This window comes from Enterobacter cloacae complex sp. BZL2005, from assembly GCF_049238885.1.
GTDB classification, from domain to species: domain Bacteria; phylum Pseudomonadota; class Gammaproteobacteria; order Enterobacterales; family Enterobacteriaceae; genus Enterobacter; species Enterobacter roggenkampii.
This window is the reverse complement of sequence record NZ_JBMKGI010000004.1, coordinates 280,768-295,832: the sequence shown is the minus strand read 5'-3', so window position 1 is coordinate 295,832 and position 15,065 is coordinate 280,768. Positions and strand designations below refer to the sequence as shown.

The 15,065-nt window shown below is 55.4% G+C and carries 14 protein-coding genes; 7 read left to right on the top strand and 7 right to left on the bottom strand.

From position 1 onward, the window contains the following. Positions 1-164 precede the first annotated feature (164 nt). The 3 genes from pyrH to rpsB form a co-directional block, all read right to left on the bottom strand. Entirely contained in the window at positions 165-890 is a 726-nt protein-coding gene (pyrH, locus tag ACOTXI_RS10900; RefSeq protein WP_008501910.1) for a UMP kinase, read from the bottom strand. Positions 891-1,040: 150 nt separating this feature from the next. Then, positions 1,041-1,892, bottom strand: a complete 852-nt coding sequence (gene tsf, locus ACOTXI_RS10895; RefSeq protein WP_008501911.1) for a translation elongation factor Ts — start codon at positions 1,890-1,892, stop codon at positions 1,041-1,043. A 117-nt stretch (positions 1,893-2,009) separates the two neighbouring features. Continuing rightward, positions 2,010-2,735 carry a 30S ribosomal protein S2 gene (gene rpsB, locus ACOTXI_RS10890; protein WP_003856207.1) on the bottom strand — a complete coding sequence of 242 codons (726 nt, stop codon included), beginning with the start codon at positions 2,733-2,735 and terminating at the stop codon, positions 2,010-2,012. Positions 2,736-3,056: 321 nt separating this feature from the next. Here rpsB and map point away from each other — a divergent pair, with 321 nt between their 5' ends. From map to ACOTXI_RS10870, 4 genes are all read left to right on the top strand, one after another. Beyond that, positions 3,057-3,851 carry a type I methionyl aminopeptidase gene (map, locus tag ACOTXI_RS10885; protein WP_008501913.1) on the top strand — a complete coding sequence of 265 codons (795 nt, stop codon included), beginning with the start codon at positions 3,057-3,059 and terminating at the stop codon, positions 3,849-3,851. Between the two features lie 62 nt (positions 3,852-3,913). Continuing rightward, positions 3,914-6,589 carry a bifunctional uridylyltransferase/uridylyl-removing protein GlnD gene (gene glnD, locus ACOTXI_RS10880; protein WP_008501914.1) on the top strand — a complete coding sequence of 892 codons (2,676 nt, stop codon included), beginning with the start codon at positions 3,914-3,916 and terminating at the stop codon, positions 6,587-6,589. Between the two features lie 32 nt (positions 6,590-6,621). Next, positions 6,622-7,446 (top strand): 2,3,4,5-tetrahydropyridine-2,6-dicarboxylate N-succinyltransferase, encoded by an 825-nt coding sequence (gene dapD, locus ACOTXI_RS10875; RefSeq protein WP_058654194.1) that lies wholly within the window; start codon positions 6,622-6,624, stop codon positions 7,444-7,446. 111 nt (positions 7,447-7,557) lie between these two features. Further along, the gene (locus ACOTXI_RS10870; RefSeq protein WP_008501916.1) at positions 7,558-7,947 is read left to right on the top strand and encodes a DUF3461 family protein; all 390 of its coding nucleotides are present in this window, start codon (positions 7,558-7,560) and stop codon (positions 7,945-7,947) included. Positions 7,948-8,036: 89 nt separating this feature from the next. Here the strand turns inward: ACOTXI_RS10870 and cdaR are convergent, their stop codons facing one another. The 3 genes from cdaR to dgt all read right to left on the bottom strand — a co-directional run bounded on the left by cdaR (position 8,037) and on the right by dgt (position 12,424). Further along, on the bottom strand, positions 8,037-9,194 hold the full coding sequence (gene cdaR, locus ACOTXI_RS10865; RefSeq protein WP_008501917.1) for a DNA-binding transcriptional regulator CdaR: 1,158 nt from the start codon (positions 9,192-9,194) through the stop codon (positions 8,037-8,039). 147 nt (positions 9,195-9,341) lie between these two features. After that, a complete protein-coding gene (degP, locus tag ACOTXI_RS10860; protein WP_058654195.1) occupies positions 9,342-10,778 on the bottom strand; it encodes a serine endoprotease DegP in 1,437 nt (478 codons plus the stop codon). 131 nt (positions 10,779-10,909) lie between these two features. After that, positions 10,910-12,424: a dGTPase gene (gene dgt, locus ACOTXI_RS10855; protein WP_008501919.1), complete on the bottom strand. Its 1,515-nt coding sequence runs from the start codon at positions 12,422-12,424 to the stop codon at positions 10,910-10,912. An 82-nt stretch (positions 12,425-12,506) separates the two neighbouring features. Between dgt and mtnN the strand changes: the two genes are divergently transcribed. From mtnN to ACOTXI_RS10840, 3 genes are read left to right on the top strand one after another with little or no spacing between them, the layout of a single operon-like run. Further along, positions 12,507-13,205, top strand: coding sequence for a 5'-methylthioadenosine/S-adenosylhomocysteine nucleosidase (mtnN, locus tag ACOTXI_RS10850; RefSeq protein ID WP_008501920.1), 699 nt, complete (start codon positions 12,507-12,509; stop codon positions 13,203-13,205). Then, positions 13,198-13,998 (top strand): vitamin B12 ABC transporter substrate-binding protein BtuF, encoded by an 801-nt coding sequence (btuF, locus tag ACOTXI_RS10845; protein ID WP_039265702.1) that lies wholly within the window; start codon positions 13,198-13,200, stop codon positions 13,996-13,998. Before mtnN ends, btuF begins: the two co-directional genes overlap by 8 nt. Before the next feature lie 27 nt (positions 13,999-14,025). After that, positions 14,026-14,649, top strand: a complete 624-nt coding sequence (locus ACOTXI_RS10840) for a TRIC cation channel family protein (RefSeq protein WP_008501922.1) — start codon at positions 14,026-14,028, stop codon at positions 14,647-14,649. A gap of 58 nt (positions 14,650-14,707) precedes the next feature. Here ACOTXI_RS10840 and erpA read toward each other — a convergent pair whose 3' ends face one another. Continuing rightward, positions 14,708-15,052 carry an iron-sulfur cluster insertion protein ErpA gene (gene erpA / locus ACOTXI_RS10835; protein WP_008501923.1) on the bottom strand — a complete coding sequence of 115 codons (345 nt, stop codon included), beginning with the start codon at positions 15,050-15,052 and terminating at the stop codon, positions 14,708-14,710. Positions 15,053-15,065 lie beyond the last annotated feature (13 nt).

Here is a 15,065-nt window from a genome sequence, read left to right as displayed (position 1 = left end):
ACGAATCCTTGAAAACTTGTCTCAGGCAGACTATCCGCCAGCACAGCGCTACAGGTGTGCTAAGTATAGTCGCGTTTAATTCATGACAACGCCAAAGGCGCGCCCGGGTAAGATACCACTACAAAATAAAGCGGAATCTTACCTGTATTTATCGTCAACGGAAATTATTCCGTAATCAAAGTGCCTTCTTTTTCGCCCATGACCACGCGACGCAGTGCGCCAGGTTTGTTCATGTTGAAGACACGAATTGGCAATTTGTGGTCGCGAGCCAGCGTGAAGGCGGCAAGATCCATCACTTTCAGCTCTTTATCCAGCACTTCGCTGTAGCTCAGCTGATCGTACATGGTGGCAGAAGGATCTTTTGCCGGGTCGGCAGTAAACACGCCATCGACTTTGGTCGCTTTCAGTACCACATCAGCTTCGATCTCGATACCGCGCAGGCAGGCAGCGGAATCGGTCGTAAAGAACGGGTTACCCGTACCGGCGGAGAGGATCACCACGCGGTTGTTGCGCAGCAGGCTGATAGCTTCTGCCCAGCTGTAATTATCGCATACGCCATTCAGGGGGATCGCGGACATCAGGCGGGCGTTCACATAGGCGCGATGGAGCGCATCACGCATCGCCAGGCCATTCATCACGGTTGCCAGCATACCCATGTGGTCGCCCACAACGCGGTTCATCCCCGCTTTCGCCAGACCAGCACCACGGAAAAGGTTGCCACCGCCAATGACCACGCCAACCTGGATGCCCAGTTCGACCAGTTCTTTGATTTCCTGTGCCATGCGATCAAGGATGCTTGCGTCAATACCGAAGCCTTCCGATCCCTGCAGCGCTTCGCCACTCAGCTTAAGCAGAATGCGTTTGTACACGGGTTTTGCATTGGTAGCCATGTTTCTTTCCTGAGACTGTCAACGATTAAGATGGGGGTTAATTCTGGCGACATGATATGCCGCAAATCAGTACAGCGATACTGGAGCCTGTCTGATTTCATGTGACGGGTGACAAAAAGAAGCCGCCCTCAGGCGGCTCCTTTTCAATCATTAAGACTGCTTGGACATTGCAGCAACTTCTGCTGCGAAGTCAGTCTCAACTTTCTCGATGCCTTCGCCCACTTCGAAGCGGATGAAGCCAGTTACGTCAGCGTTGTGCTCTTTCAGCAGCTGAGCAACAGATTTGCTTGGGTCCATTACGAATGGCTGGCCAGTCAGAGAAACTTCGCCGGTGAATTTCTTCATGCGGCCTTCAACCATTTTCTCTGCGATTTCTTTTGGTTTACCAGACTGCATCGCGATGTCCAGCTGAACCTGGTACTCTTTCTCTACCACTTCAGCAGACACGTCTTCTGGCTTAACGAATTCTGGCTTGCTTGCAGCGATGTGCATTGCCAGCTGTTTAACCAGCTCTTCATCAGCGCCTTTAGCCGCAACCAGAACACCGATACGAGCACCGTGCTGGTAAGAGCCCAGAACGTCGCCTTCCAGAGAAGCAACGCGACGGATGTTGATGTTCTCACCGATTTTAGCAACCAGCGCAACACGCTCTTCTTCGAACTGTGCTTTCAGAACTTCAACGTCAGTGATTTTGCCAGCAACCGCTGCGTCCAGAACTTTGTTAGCAAATGCCTGGAAACCACCATCTTTAGCAACGAAGTCAGTCTGGCAGTTAACTTCCAGAATGATGCCGTAGTTGCCGTCGATCTTAGTGATGATCACGCCGTCAGCAGCAACGTTGCCTGCTTTTTTAGCTGCTTTGATCGCACCGGATTTACGCATGTTTTCGATTGCCAGCTCGATGTCGCCGTTCGCTTCAGTCAGCGCTTTTTTGCAATCCATCATGCCTGCGCCAGTACGCTCGCGCAGCTCTTTTACCAGGGATGCGGTAATTTCAGCCATTCTTAAATCCTCGGGAGATGTGAACTGCCCGGCCGGGGGCCAAACAGTGTAAATTGAAAAAAGGGGCCGGTAATGGGCCCCTATTCATACACGGTACTAATAAGGGGTAAAACCTTATTATTCAGCTTCTACGAAGCTTTCTTCCGCCTGAGAAGCCAGATCCTGGGAACGGCCTTCACGAACGGTAGCAGCTACAGCGCTCAGGTACAGGCTAACAGCACGGATTGCGTCGTCGTTACCCGGGATAACGAAGTCAACACCGTCCGGATCGGAGTTGGTATCAACGATAGCGAATACCGGGATACCCAGGTTGTTAGCTTCTTTGATAGCGATGTGCTCGTGGTCTGCATCGATTACGAACAGCGCGTCTGGCAGGCCGCCCATATCTTTGATACCGCCCAGGCTGTTTTCCAGCTTGTCCAGTTCACGAGTGCGCATCAGCGCTTCTTTCTTAGTCAGCTTGTCGAAAGTACCGTCCTGAGACTGGGTTTCCAGATCTTTCAGGCGCTTGATGGACTGACGAACAGTTTTCCAGTTGGTCAGCATGCCGCCCAACCAGCGATGGTTCACGAAGAACTGGTCGCAGCTGTTAGCAGCATCTTTCACAGCTTCGCTTGCAGCGCGCTTAGTACCAACGAACAGAATCTTACCTTTACGGGAAGAGATCTTGTTCAGCTCAGCCAGGGCTTCGTTGAACATTGGTACAGTTTTCTCAAGGTTGATGATGTGAACTTTGTTACGTGCGCCGAAGATGAAAGGCTTCATTTTCGGGTTCCAGTAACGGGTCTGGTGACCAAAGTGAACACCAGCCTTGAGCATGTCGCGCATGGAAACAGTTGCCATGTTTAAAACCTCTATATTGAAAGTTGGGGTTATGCCTCCACGTATCCCATATTACCGACCCCGAAGGGCACCCCGGAATATGTGCCGATACGTGTGTGTTGTTACACAAAGTGAGATTTGTCGCTTCCGTCCAGCCTGTGTATCTGAGATGGATCGGAAGTCCGGCGCGCTTTATACCACAAAACACGACCAGAAACCAACAGTTGTTGGCGGAGTGTGCTGTTAATGATTCTCAATTTGGCACGGAGCGTGCCTGACTGATACCATTGACGACACTTAGACTAGTATTGTCGAAAAAATCGACACCGATGGACAGATTACATGGCTATCTCTATTAAGACACCTGAAGAAATTGAAAAGATGCGCGTCGCCGGTCGTCTGGCCGCGGAAGTGCTGGAAATGATCGAGCCGTTCGTGAAGCCGGGCGTCAGCACGGGTGAACTGGACCGCATCTGTAACGACTATATCGTGAACGAGCAGCACGCGGTTTCCGCCTGCCTCGGCTACCACGGTTTCCCAAAATCCGTCTGCATCTCTATTAATGAAGTGGTGTGCCACGGCATTCCTGACGATGAAAAACTGCTGAAAGACGGCGATATCGTCAACATCGACGTGACCGTCATTAAAGACGAGTACCACGGTGACACCTCAAAAATGTTCATCGTTGGCAAGCCGACCATCCTGGGCGAGCGCCTGTGCAAAGTCACCCAGGACAGCCTCTACCTGGCGCTGAAAATGGTGAAGCCGGGTATTCGCCTGCGTACTATCGGCGCCGCAATTCAGAAATTTGTGGAAGCGGAAGGGTTCTCCGTGGTGCGCGAATACTGCGGTCACGGTATTGGCCGCGTCTTCCATGAAGAGCCGCAGGTTCTGCACTACGATGCAGACGACGGCGGCGTTGTGCTGCAAAAGGGCATGACCTTCACCATTGAACCGATGGTCAACGCCGGTGACTACCGCATCCGCACCATGAAAGACGGCTGGACCGTGAAAACCAAAGACAGAAGCTTGTCTGCCCAGTACGAGCATACTATTGTGGTAACAGACAACGGCTGCGAAATTATGACGTTGCGCAAGGATGACACCATCCCGGCGATACTGACGAACATTGAGTGATAAGAAGCCGGCAAATGCCGGCTTTTTTAATGGCGATAGCTTTTTCTTATGGGTGGCGCACGATGAGTAATCTTTTACCCGAACAGTATGCTAACACAGCCCTTCCCACCCTCCCCGACCAGCCCGATAACCCGGGCGTCTGGCCGCCGCACGAGCTGACCTGCGCGCATATTAAAGCCCATATGGATGTTTTCCATCGCTGGCTGGGTAGCGCGTTCGATGCAGGCGTATCTGCCGAGCAGCTCATTGAGGCGCGCACCGAGTTTATCGACCAGCTCCTGCAGCGTCTGTGGATCGACTACGGTTTCGGGCAGGTTAGCGACGTCGCGCTGGTTGCCGTCGGGGGCTATGGCCGCGGTGAGCTGCATCCGCTTTCCGATATCGATCTCCTGATCCTAAGCCGCAAAAAGCTGCCGGACGAACAGGCGCAAAAAATCGGCGAGCTTCTGACCCTGCTCTGGGACGTGAAGCTGGAAGTCGGCCACAGCGTTCGCACCCTGGAAGAGTGTCTGCTGGAAGGGCTATCGGACCTGACCGTTGCCACCAACCTGATTGAAACCCGTCTGCTGATTGGCGACGTCGCGCTGTTCCTGGAGCTGCAAAAACACATCTTCAGCGACGGCTTCTGGCCGTCAGAAAAGTTCTTCGCCGCGAAGGTCGAGGAGCAAAACCAGCGCCACCAGCGCTACCACGGCACCAGCTATAATCTTGAGCCGGACATTAAAAGCAGCCCCGGCGGCCTGCGCGACATCCACACGTTACAGTGGGTCGCCCGTCGTCACTTTGGCGCCACCTCGATGGACGAGATGGTCGGCTTTGGCTTCCTGACCGAGGCCGAGCGTAACGAGCTCAACGAGTGTCTGCACCTGCTGTGGCGCATCCGCTTTGCCCTGCATCTGGAGGTCACCCGCTACGATAACCGCCTGCTGTTTGACCGTCAGCTCAGCGTAGCGCAGCGGCTGAACTATCAGGGCGAAGGCAACGAGCCGGTTGAGCAGATGATGAAGGATTTCTTCCGCGTCACCCGCCGGGTGACCGAGCTGAACCAGATGCTGTTGCAGCTGTTCGACGAGGCCATTCTGGCCCTGACTGCCGACGAAAAGCCTCGCCCGATTGACGATGAATTCCAGCTGCGCGGCACACTTATCGATCTGCGCGACGAAACGCTGTTTATCCGCGAGCCGGAAGCGATCCTGCGGATGTTCTACACCATGGTGCGCAACAGCACCATCACCGGGATCTACTCCACCACCCTGCGCCATCTGCGCCACGCGCGCCGCCATCTGACGCAGCCTTTGTGTTACATCCCGGAAGCGCGCTCGCTGTTCCTGAGCATGCTCCGCCACCCGGGCGCCGTCAGCCGCGGGCTGCTGCCGATGCACCGCCACAGCGTGCTGTGGGCCTATATGCCGCAGTGGTCGCACATTGTCGGCCAAATGCAGTTCGACCTGTTCCACGCCTACACGGTGGATGAACACACCATCCGCGTGATGCTCAAGCTGGAGAGCTTTGCCAAAGAAGAGACGCGCTCCCGCCACCCGCTGTGCGTCGAGTTGTGGCCGCGCCTGACCCATCCGGAACTGATCCTGATTGCCGCCCTGTTCCACGACATCGCCAAAGGCCGCGGCGGTGACCACTCGGTACTGGGCGCGCAGGACGTGCTGAAATTTGCCGAGCTGCACGGCCTCAACTCACGTGAAACGCAGCTGGTGGCCTGGCTGGTGCGCCATCACCTGCTGATGTCGGTCACCGCGCAGCGTCGGGACATTCAGGACCCGGAAGTCATTAAGCAGTTCGCGGAAGAAGTTCAGACGGAAAACCGCCTGCGCTATCTGGTCTGCCTGACGGTGGCGGATATTTGCGCCACCAACGAAACCCTGTGGAACAGCTGGAAGCAGAGCCTGCTGCGCGAGCTGTACTTCGCCACCGAAAAACAGCTGCGTCGCGGGATGCAGAACACGCCGGACATGCGCGAGCGCGTGCGTCACCACCAGCTTCAGGCGCTGGCGCTGCTGCGGATGGATAACATTGATGAAGAGGCGCTACATCAGATTTGGGCCCGCTGCCGCGCCAACTATTTTGTCCGCCACAGCCCAAACCAGCTGGCGTGGCACGCGCGGCATCTGCTCAAGCACGATCTGTCCCAGCCGATGATCCTGCTAAGCCCGCAGGCCACGCGCGGCGGAACGGAGATTTTCATCTGGAGCCCGGACCGGCCTTATCTGTTTGCTGCCGTCTGCGCCGAGCTGGACAGGCGTAACCTGAGCGTGCATGACGCGCAGATTTTCACCACCCGCGACGGCATGGCCATGGACACGTTTATCGTGCTGGAGCCGGACGGCAGCCCGCTGTCGTCGGACAGGCATGAAGGGATACGTTTTGGTCTGGAGCAGGCGATTACCCAGCGCAGCTGGCAGCCCCCGCAGCCGCGTCGCCAGCCGGCAAAATTGCGCCACTTTACCGTGGATACCGAGGTCAATTTCCTGCCGACCCACACCGATCGTAAATCGTTCCTGGAGCTGATCGCGCTCGACCAGCCAGGGCTGCTCGCCCGCGTCGGCCAGGTTTTTGCCGATCTGGGAATTTCGCTTCATGGGGCCCGAATTACAACGATTGGCGAACGAGTAGAAGATTTATTTATAATCGCCACCGCCGACCGGCGTGCCCTTAATAATGACCTGCAGCTTGAAGTGCAACAACGGTTGACAGCAGCCCTCAATCCAAACGATAAAGGGTGATATGTTTTTTAGTGAAATGGAAAGAGTAAACAATGCAGCAGTTACAGAACGTTATTGAGTCCGCTTTTGAGCGTCGCGCCGAGATTACCCCGGCAAATGTGGATACCGTGACCCGTGAAGCGGTAAACCAGGTGATTTCCCTGCTGGATTCCGGCGCACTGCGCGTGGCAGAAAAAATCGACGGTCAGTGGGTCACTCATCAATGGCTGAAGAAAGCGGTGCTGCTCTCTTTCCGCATCAACGATAACCAGGTTATCGACGGAGCAGAAAGCCGCTACTTCGATAAAGTGCCAATGAAGTTCGCTGACTACGACGAAGCGCGTTTCCAGAAAGAAGGTTTCCGCGTGGTGCCGCCTGCGGCGGTGCGTCAGGGTGCCTTCATCGCACGCAACACCGTGCTGATGCCATCCTACGTGAACATCGGTTCCTACGTTGATGAAGGCACCATGGTGGATACCTGGGCAACGGTTGGTTCCTGTGCGCAGATCGGTAAAAACGTTCACCTGTCCGGCGGCGTGGGCATCGGCGGTGTTCTGGAGCCACTGCAGGCTAACCCAACCATCATCGAAGATAACTGCTTCATCGGCGCGCGCTCTGAAGTGGTGGAAGGCGTGATCGTGGAAGAAGGTTCCGTGATCTCCATGGGCGTTTACATCGGCCAGAGCACCCGTATTTACGACCGTGAAACCGGTGAAGTGCATTACGGTCGCGTTCCGGCGGGCTCCGTGGTGGTTTCCGGCAACCTGCCGTCAAAAGATGGCAAATACAGCCTGTACTGTGCGGTTATCGTGAAGAAAGTGGATGCGAAAACGCGCGGTAAAGTGGGCATCAACGAATTGCTGCGCACCATCGATTAATCGGGTATAACAAAAAGCGGGGGCAACCCCGCTTTTTTTATATCTGAGGGTGGCGAAAATAGATTTTTTCGTTAATTATTCAAAGGTTATGTTGAGATCAAGGGTACCGCTATGTACGATAATCTGAAAAGTCTGGGCATTACCAATCCTGATGAAATTGATCGTTACAGCCTCCGCCAGGAAGCCAATAACGATATTTTGAAAATCTATTTTCACAAGGACAAAGGAGAGTTTTTCGCCAAAAGCGTGAAGTTTAAATACCCACGCCAGCGTAAGACCGTTGTTGCTGACGGTGTAGGACAGGGATACAAAGAAGTACAGGAAATCAGCCCTAACCTGCGCTATGTGATCGATGAACTCGATCAGATCTGCCAGCGCGACCGCACCGAAGTCGATCTCAAGCGCAAGATCCTTGACGACCTGCGTCACCTTGAAAGCGTTGTTACCAATAAGATCAGCGAGATTGAAGCGGATCTTGAGAAATTAACCCGCAACAAATAAGCCGTTTTATTGCCCGGTGGCGCTTCGCTTACCGGGCCTACGAACGCATGTAGGCCGGGTAAGGCGAAGCCGCCCCCAGGCAAACAGCATCATCTCTGTTCATCCAACTGCAGCGCCACATACAGCAGCAGCCTGTCGTCGAAATTTCCCAGATCTAACCCCGTCAGCTCTGAAATTCGGTTTAACCGATACTCCAGGGTATTGCGGTGAATAAACAGCGCTTTTGACGTCGCCAGCGGCTGCACGTTATGACGGAACCACGCCTGCAGGGTCCGGCGCAGCAGGCCGTTATTGTCCATGGCTTTCAGGCGCGCCAGTGGCCGCGCAAGCTCATTGGCCTGCCAGCCACCGCGCAGGCTGTCGAGCAGCACCGGCAGCATCAGGTCCTGATAGAAATAGCTGCGGCTTTCCGGCATTCGCTGCTTACCCACCATCATGGTGGTTCGCGCGGTACGCCAGGAGCGGGCGATACTGCCCGGACCGGTAAAGTAGTTGCCCAGCGCAACGCGAAAACGCAGCTGACCATTCTCTTTCATACGGGAAATTAACTGCTCCACGCGACGGCGATGATCGTCCGCATCCCAGCGGCCAAACGCATTGAGCGCCGGTTTGAGCACCACCATCTCCGTCAGAGAGACGATCGCCACCAGGTTGTCGCGCTCCGGCGTCGCCAGTGCATTTTGCAGCTGCTGCAGCTCGGCCATCGCGCTGTCAACGCCCAACTGGCCGCTGTCGACCTCAATGACCGCCACCACGCGCGGCTGGTTCAGATCGATCCCCAGACGCTGCGCCCACTCGCTCAGCGCAGGCGTATGCTCTTCCGCCTGAATAAGGTTCATCACCAGCTCTTCGCGCAGGCGGCTGTCCTGAGCCAGCAGGTGCATCAGCCGCGACTGCTCCAGCATCATCTCCGCCGTCATGCAGACCAGCTCACCGTATTTTCGCAGTGACTCAGGCTCGCCGGTGAGGCCGATGACCCCCACAATCTCGCCTTCAAGGCGCAGCGGTAAATTGATGCCCTGACGGACGCCGTGCAGGTGTTTCGCTACCGCATCGTCGATATCGACCACGCGCCCCTGGGAGAGCACCAGCAGCGCGCCTTCGTGCAATTCCCCAATACGCTCGCGATCGCCACTGCCAATAATGCGCCCGCGGGCATCCATTACGTTGATATTGGTATCAATGATGCGCATGGTGCGCGCCACAATATCCTGCGCCATTTTGGTATCAAGATGCCAGCCAGCCATAGAACCCTCCCGTGAGCAGAGCTCAAGCATAGGGAAGTTCAGCGACGCCCGCATTGTGCAGATGCACAAAGAGAGAGGAAGAAGTGTGGACTTGTGTGAAAGGTCACAGAAACGAGAAAAGCCCCTGCGAACAGGGGCTTCAGAGGATTACTGCATCAGCAGGTAAATAGAGGTGTCACCACGCTGGATATTGAGCGCCAGCACGGAAGGTTTGCTGTCGAGGATCTTACGCAGTTCCGCGATGTTTTTCACCGGCTGCTGGTTAGCGCCCATGATCACATCGCCTTTTTTCAGGCCGATACGGGCTGCCGGTGAATTCGCCTTCACGTTATTCACAACCACGCCTTTGTCTGCGCCTTTGTTGCTCATCTCGGCGCCTTCAATCCCGCTGAAGATGGTGCTGGAGTCCACCTGATTCTGGCTGCTCTGCTGCAGCTCCAGGCTGACGTTAACCGGCTTACCGTCGCGCAGCAGACCAAGGGTCACTTTGCTGCCGATAGGCATAGAGCCGACTTCCGCACGCAGGGCAGCAAAGCTGCTGATCGGTTTACCGTTCAGGGAGGTGATCACATCCCCCGCTTTAATACCCGCTTTCGCCGCAGAGGAGTTCGGCATCACCTGGCTGACGAATGCCCCGCGCTGGGCGTCAACTTTCATTGCCTTAGCCAGTTCGGAGTTCAGTTCCGTACCCAGGATACCCAGCTCACCGCGTTTCACCTGGCCATACTGCACCATCTGCGCGGTCAGGTTTTTCACCATGTTACTTGGGATAGCAAAGCCGATCCCGATGTTGCCGCCGTCCGGTGCCAGGATCGCGGTGTTGATACCGATCAGCTCGCCGTTCAGGTTCACCAGCGCGCCGCCGGAGTTACCGCGGTTGATCGCTGCATCCGTCTGGATGAAGTTTTCATAGTTTTCGGCATTGAGGCCGCTGCGGCCCAGTGCAGAGACGATACCCGAGGTCACGGTTTCACCCAGACCGAACGGGTTACCGATCGCCACGGTGTAGTCACCCACGCGCAGCGCGTCGGAGTCGGCAATTTTAATCGCCGTCAGGTTTTTCGGATCCTGAATCTGGATCAGCGCGATGTCGGAGCGCGGATCTTTGCCGACCACTTTGGCGTCAAACTTACGGCCATCGCTCAGCTGAACCTTAATGCTGCTCGCGTTATCGACAACGTGGTTGTTGGTGACGACATAGCCTTTCGCTGCATCAATGATTACCCCCGAGCCAAGCGCCATGAATTTCTGCTGCTGGCCGCCGCCCTGGCTGTCATCCCCTGCGCCACCGCCCTGACAGAACGGAGAGCTCTGGAATGGCGAACCGTCCTGGCAGAACGGCGAGTTGTCGCCGAAGAACTGCTGGAAGTTACGCGGCATGCGCGGCGTATTGACGGTCGTGCTACCCTCAACGTTAATACTCACCACCGATGGCATCACTTTTTCGAGCATCGGTGCCAGGCTTGGCATCTGCTGCGCGGTTGCTGCCGACGACGCGGTCTCGGCTGCAGTAGCAGTCAGAGGAGACAGCGCTAAACCTAAACTCAGAGCCAGTGCACTCATTGCTAATGTGGTTTTTTTCATGTTTCTCAATCTCGATTTACAGGTAACGCAAAATTGCTGTGTAACTCAGATTCGTTTTATACCGCTTAGTTCCGGCGATAAGTTTATGGAAAAGGTAAAAATTTATTGGCCGTCTTTACAAAACTCCGGAATTATTCCACCGCCATCAGCTTGCGGTATTCATCCCAGGCATACAAATCCGTCATGCCGCTGATATAGTCCTGGATAAGACGGCAGCGGTAATAATATTCCATCACCGGCCACTGCGGTGACTGGCGATCCAGCTTGCCAATCGCTTCGACATACGCCAGACGGTGTCGGGTAGAAAGTTTTTGATAAAGTCGTGATTCAATGGGAATACGGCGCACGCGCTCGTGTTCTACCAGCTCGCTGAATTCGTCGACCGACAGCTGGAGCAGCGGAGCATAAATTTCCAGTAACCCACTGATCACTCTATATCCCTGCAGCTCTAACTGTTCGACATCCGGATGGCTGAATACATGCCGCATCGCCACATGTTTATAAAGCTCGAGGAGCTGGCTGAAACTGCTGTCATCTTCCAGCAGGGCGTGGTTGAATTCCCCGCTGAAAATCAGCGGCAAATTATCAATAAAGCGTGACGCCGCGTACGGCACCAGCTTATTTAATGTATTGACCCGCAAATACATAAAGAACTGGTCTTCCGTACTGCGGCTTAATGTATTTGAGCGCGATTTTTCCCAGGCATTTTCGACAACCTGCGCAAACAGCGAGCCTTTTTCATGGGTGCCCCAGGCCGTATAAAGATGCTGATAAAGCTCCTCGACGCTGAAAATTCTTTTCTCAACGGCGTCTTCCAGATCGGCCACGCAATAGGAAATATCATCGGCGGCTTCCATAATCCAGGTCAATGGAAAACGGCCGTTTGGCGTCAATGAAAGTTCTTTACGTAACCGTTCAATATAAGCCTCTTCGGAAAGGTAATAGCCCGGTTTTTTCATTAAATAACTGTGGGACGCGGGCGTCTCCCCCATCCACCACGCGGGGCGCGTATATTTAAGAATGCAGCCGACCTGCGCCCAGGTCAGGTTCATACGCATCAGGGAATGCACCAGCCGGATCCCCTGCGCGTTACCCTCAAAGTGACAGAGGTCCTGGCGCACCTTGCGGCGCAGATCGTTCAGCCCCTCTTCCCCTTCACGCAGGCGTAAATCGCGTACGATGCAGCGGTCGTCGCTCAGCGGCTGGCTTACCGCATCCGAAGGGTAAAGCCGTTGCTTAAACCAGTCATTGATAGCCGCCTCTCCAAAGTGACCGAAAGGCGGGTTGCCAATGTCATGCATCAGGCAGGCCATCTCAACGATGCTCTCAAAAGGCCCCGTCAGCTCGTCCAGACCATAGGTTTCCAGTAAGCGCTGCTCTTTGAGACGGCTTAAAATCTCTTTGGCGATGTAGCGCCCGACCTGCTGCACCTCCATGGAGTGGGTTAAGCGCGTGCGCACCGCGGCGTTACGCTCCAGCGGAAAGACCTGGGTCTTTTGCTGCAGACGGCGGATGGCGGGCGAGTTAATGATCCGCCCGCGATCGCTTTCGAAGATACGCAGAATCTCATGTTCGCTCTTGTCGCCCTGCGGCGAACGGAAACGTCGGTGCCAGTTAATTTTGGTGCGAAAATCGATTGGTGACATGTGCTCCCCCGCGTGAGAATGCGTTTCCCCTTAACCGCATGATAGACTATGCATCTTAACAAGGCACATCGCGAGTAAATCTATGAAAATCGGCATTATTGGTGCAATGGAAGAAGAAGTTACGCTTCTGCGTGACAAAATTGAGAACCGTCAGACCCTCTCTCTGGGAGGTTGTGAGATCTATACCGGTCAGCTAAACGGTGTTGACGTGGCTCTGCTGAAATCAGGCATCGGTAAAGTCGCTGCGGCGCTGGGTGCCACCCTGCTGCTTGAGCGCTGCAAGCCGGACGTGATCGTGAATACCGGCTCTGCGGGCGGCCTGGCGCCGACGCTGAAAGTGGGTGACATCGTTGTTTCCGACGAAGCGCGCTATCACGATGCGGACGTCACCGCGTTCGGCTACGAGTACGGCCAGCTTCCGGGCTGCCCGGCAGGGTTTAAAGCGGACGACAAACTGATTGCGGCGGCAGAGACCTGCATTGCGGAGCTCAACCTCAACGCGGTACGCGGTCTGATTGTCAGCGGTGATGCGTTCATCAACGGCTCCGTTGGCCTGGCGAAAATCCGTCATAACTTCCCTCAGGCGGTGGCCGTTGAGATGGAAGCGACCGCGATTGCGCACGTTTGCCATAATTTCAACGTACCGTTTGTAGTGGTTCGCGCCATCTCTGACGTGGCAGATCAGCAGTCCCACATCAGCTTCGACGAGTTCCTGACCGTTGCGGCAAAACAGTCTACCGTGATGGTGGAACGCCTGGTGCAGAACCTGGCACGTGGCTAAACATCCCCTCAGGGCGCTGGCCGCCCTGCTTCTGCTCGCACCGGCGTGGCTTTTTGCCGCGCCGCGTGTGATTACCCTCTCTCCCGCCAATACCGAACTGGCGTTTGCCGCCGGGATCACGCCCGTTGGCGTGAGCAGCTTTTCGGATTATCCCCCTCAGGCGACAGGCATTGAACAGGTGGCGACCTGGCAAGGGATGAACCTTGAGCGCATCGTGGCGCTGAAACCGGATCTCGTGCTGGCCTGGCGCGGCGGCAACGCCGAGCGGCAGGTTAACCAGCTTACCTCCCTTGGCATCAAGGTCATGTGGATTGATGCCGTCAGCATTGAGCAGGTCGCTCAGGCGCTACAGGCCCTGGCACCCTATAGCCCTACGCCCAAAAAAGCCGAGGCTGCAGCGAAACAGATGCTCAGCGACTATGCCGCGCTGAAATCCCGATACGATACCCCTGTTAAAAAGCGCATCTTCCTGCAGTTTGGCAGCCAGCCGCTGTTCACCACCGGTAAAGGGTCGATTCAGAATCAGGTACTGGAAGTCTGTGGCGGTGAAAACATCTTTGCAGCCAGCCGGGTACCGTGGCCTCAGGTAAGCCGTGAGCAGGTTCTGGCGCGCCAGCCACAGGCCATCGTGGTGGTCGGAAATGCGAGCGAAATTCCCAAAATCGAGCAATTCTGGCAAAAGCAGCTAAAAATACCGGTAATACCCCTCAACAGCGACTGGTTTGAACGCGCCAGCCCGCGTATTATCCTCGCCGCAAAACAGCTCTGTGCCGCGCTGGCAGAGAGTCACTAACATAAGACCCTTTTCGAGGATTTAACGATGCTCGTTTATTGGCTGGATATTCTTGGCACAGCCGTTTTTGCTATCTCCGGCGTCCTGCTCGCCGGAAAACTACGCATGGATCCGTTTGGCGTGCTGGTGCTGGGCGTGGTGACCGCCGTGGGCGGCGGGACTATCCGCGATATGGCGCTGGCCAATGGCCCGGTGTTTTGGGTGAAAGATCCAACCGACCTGGTGGTCGCGATGGTCACCTGTCTGTTAACCATTGTGCTGGTTCGCCAGCCCCGTCGATTACCAAAATGGATATTGCCGGTACTGGATGCCGTCGGTCTGGCCGTGTTTGTCGGTATTGGCGTCAATAAGGCGTTTAATGCGGGCACCGGTCCGATGGTGGCGATCTGCATGGGCGTATTAACCGGCGTGGGCGGCGGGATCATTCGCGACATTCTGGCACGTGAGGTGCCGATGATCCTGCGTACTGAAATTTACGCAACGGCCTGTATTGCGGGCGGCATTGTCCACGCGACCGCTTATTACACCTTTGCCATTCCGCTGGAAAACGCCGCGATGCTGGGGATGATCGTGACGCTGGCGATACGTTTAGCGGCGATACGCTGGCACCTGAAGCTGCCGACGTTTGCGCTGGATGAAACTTCAAGATAGGCGTCGTTTATAAGCCCGGTGGCGCTTCGCTTACCGGGCCTACAATCCGCATTCAGGCTTAAATGCTGAACGAAGACCCACACCCGCAGGTGCTTGTTGCATTCGGGTTGGTCACCACAAAGCGTGAACCTTCCAGACCTTCGGTGTAGTCGACCGAACCACCTACCAGATACTGCAGGCTCATCGGGTCAACCACCAGCGCGACGCCCTGTTTCTCAATGGTCATATCGCCATCGTTAACCTGATCGTCAAAAGTAAAACCGTACTGGAAGCCGCTGCAGCCGCCACCGGTAATATAGACACGCAGTTTCAGATCCGGATTGTCTTCGTCGGCAATCAGGGTTTTCACTTTGTTGGCTGCTGCTTCGGTAAATTCCAGCGGCACAGCTACGTCATCACTCATCTTATGCTCCCAT

Bases quoted from the DNA above. Each gene is read 5' to 3' on its own strand.
- pyrH (WP_008501910.1), bottom strand. From the start codon at position 890: ATGGCTACCAATGCAAAACCCGTGTACAAACGCATTCTGCTTAAGCTG.
- tsf (WP_008501911.1), bottom strand. From the start codon at position 1,892: ATGGCTGAAATTACCGCATCCCTGGTAAAAGAGCTGCGCGAGCGTACT.
- rpsB (WP_003856207.1), bottom strand. From the start codon at position 2,735: ATGGCAACTGTTTCCATGCGCGACATGCTCAAGGCTGGTGTTCACTTT.
- map (WP_008501913.1), top strand. From the start codon at position 3,057: ATGGCTATCTCTATTAAGACACCTGAAGAAATTGAAAAGATGCGCGTC.
- glnD (WP_008501914.1), top strand. From the start codon at position 3,914: ATGAGTAATCTTTTACCCGAACAGTATGCTAACACAGCCCTTCCCACC.
- dapD (WP_058654194.1), top strand. From the start codon at position 6,622: ATGCAGCAGTTACAGAACGTTATTGAGTCCGCTTTTGAGCGTCGCGCC.
- ACOTXI_RS10870 (WP_008501916.1), top strand. From the start codon at position 7,558: ATGTACGATAATCTGAAAAGTCTGGGCATTACCAATCCTGATGAAATT.
- cdaR (WP_008501917.1), bottom strand. From the start codon at position 9,194: ATGGCTGGCTGGCATCTTGATACCAAAATGGCGCAGGATATTGTGGCG.
- degP (WP_058654195.1), bottom strand. From the start codon at position 10,778: ATGAAAAAAACCACATTAGCAATGAGTGCACTGGCTCTGAGTTTAGGT.
- dgt (WP_008501919.1), bottom strand. From the start codon at position 12,424: ATGTCACCAATCGATTTTCGCACCAAAATTAACTGGCACCGACGTTTC.
- mtnN (WP_008501920.1), top strand. From the start codon at position 12,507: ATGAAAATCGGCATTATTGGTGCAATGGAAGAAGAAGTTACGCTTCTG.
- ACOTXI_RS10840 (WP_008501922.1), top strand. From the start codon at position 14,026: ATGCTCGTTTATTGGCTGGATATTCTTGGCACAGCCGTTTTTGCTATC.
- erpA (WP_008501923.1), bottom strand. From the start codon at position 15,052: ATGAGTGATGACGTAGCTGTGCCGCTGGAATTTACCGAAGCAGCAGCC.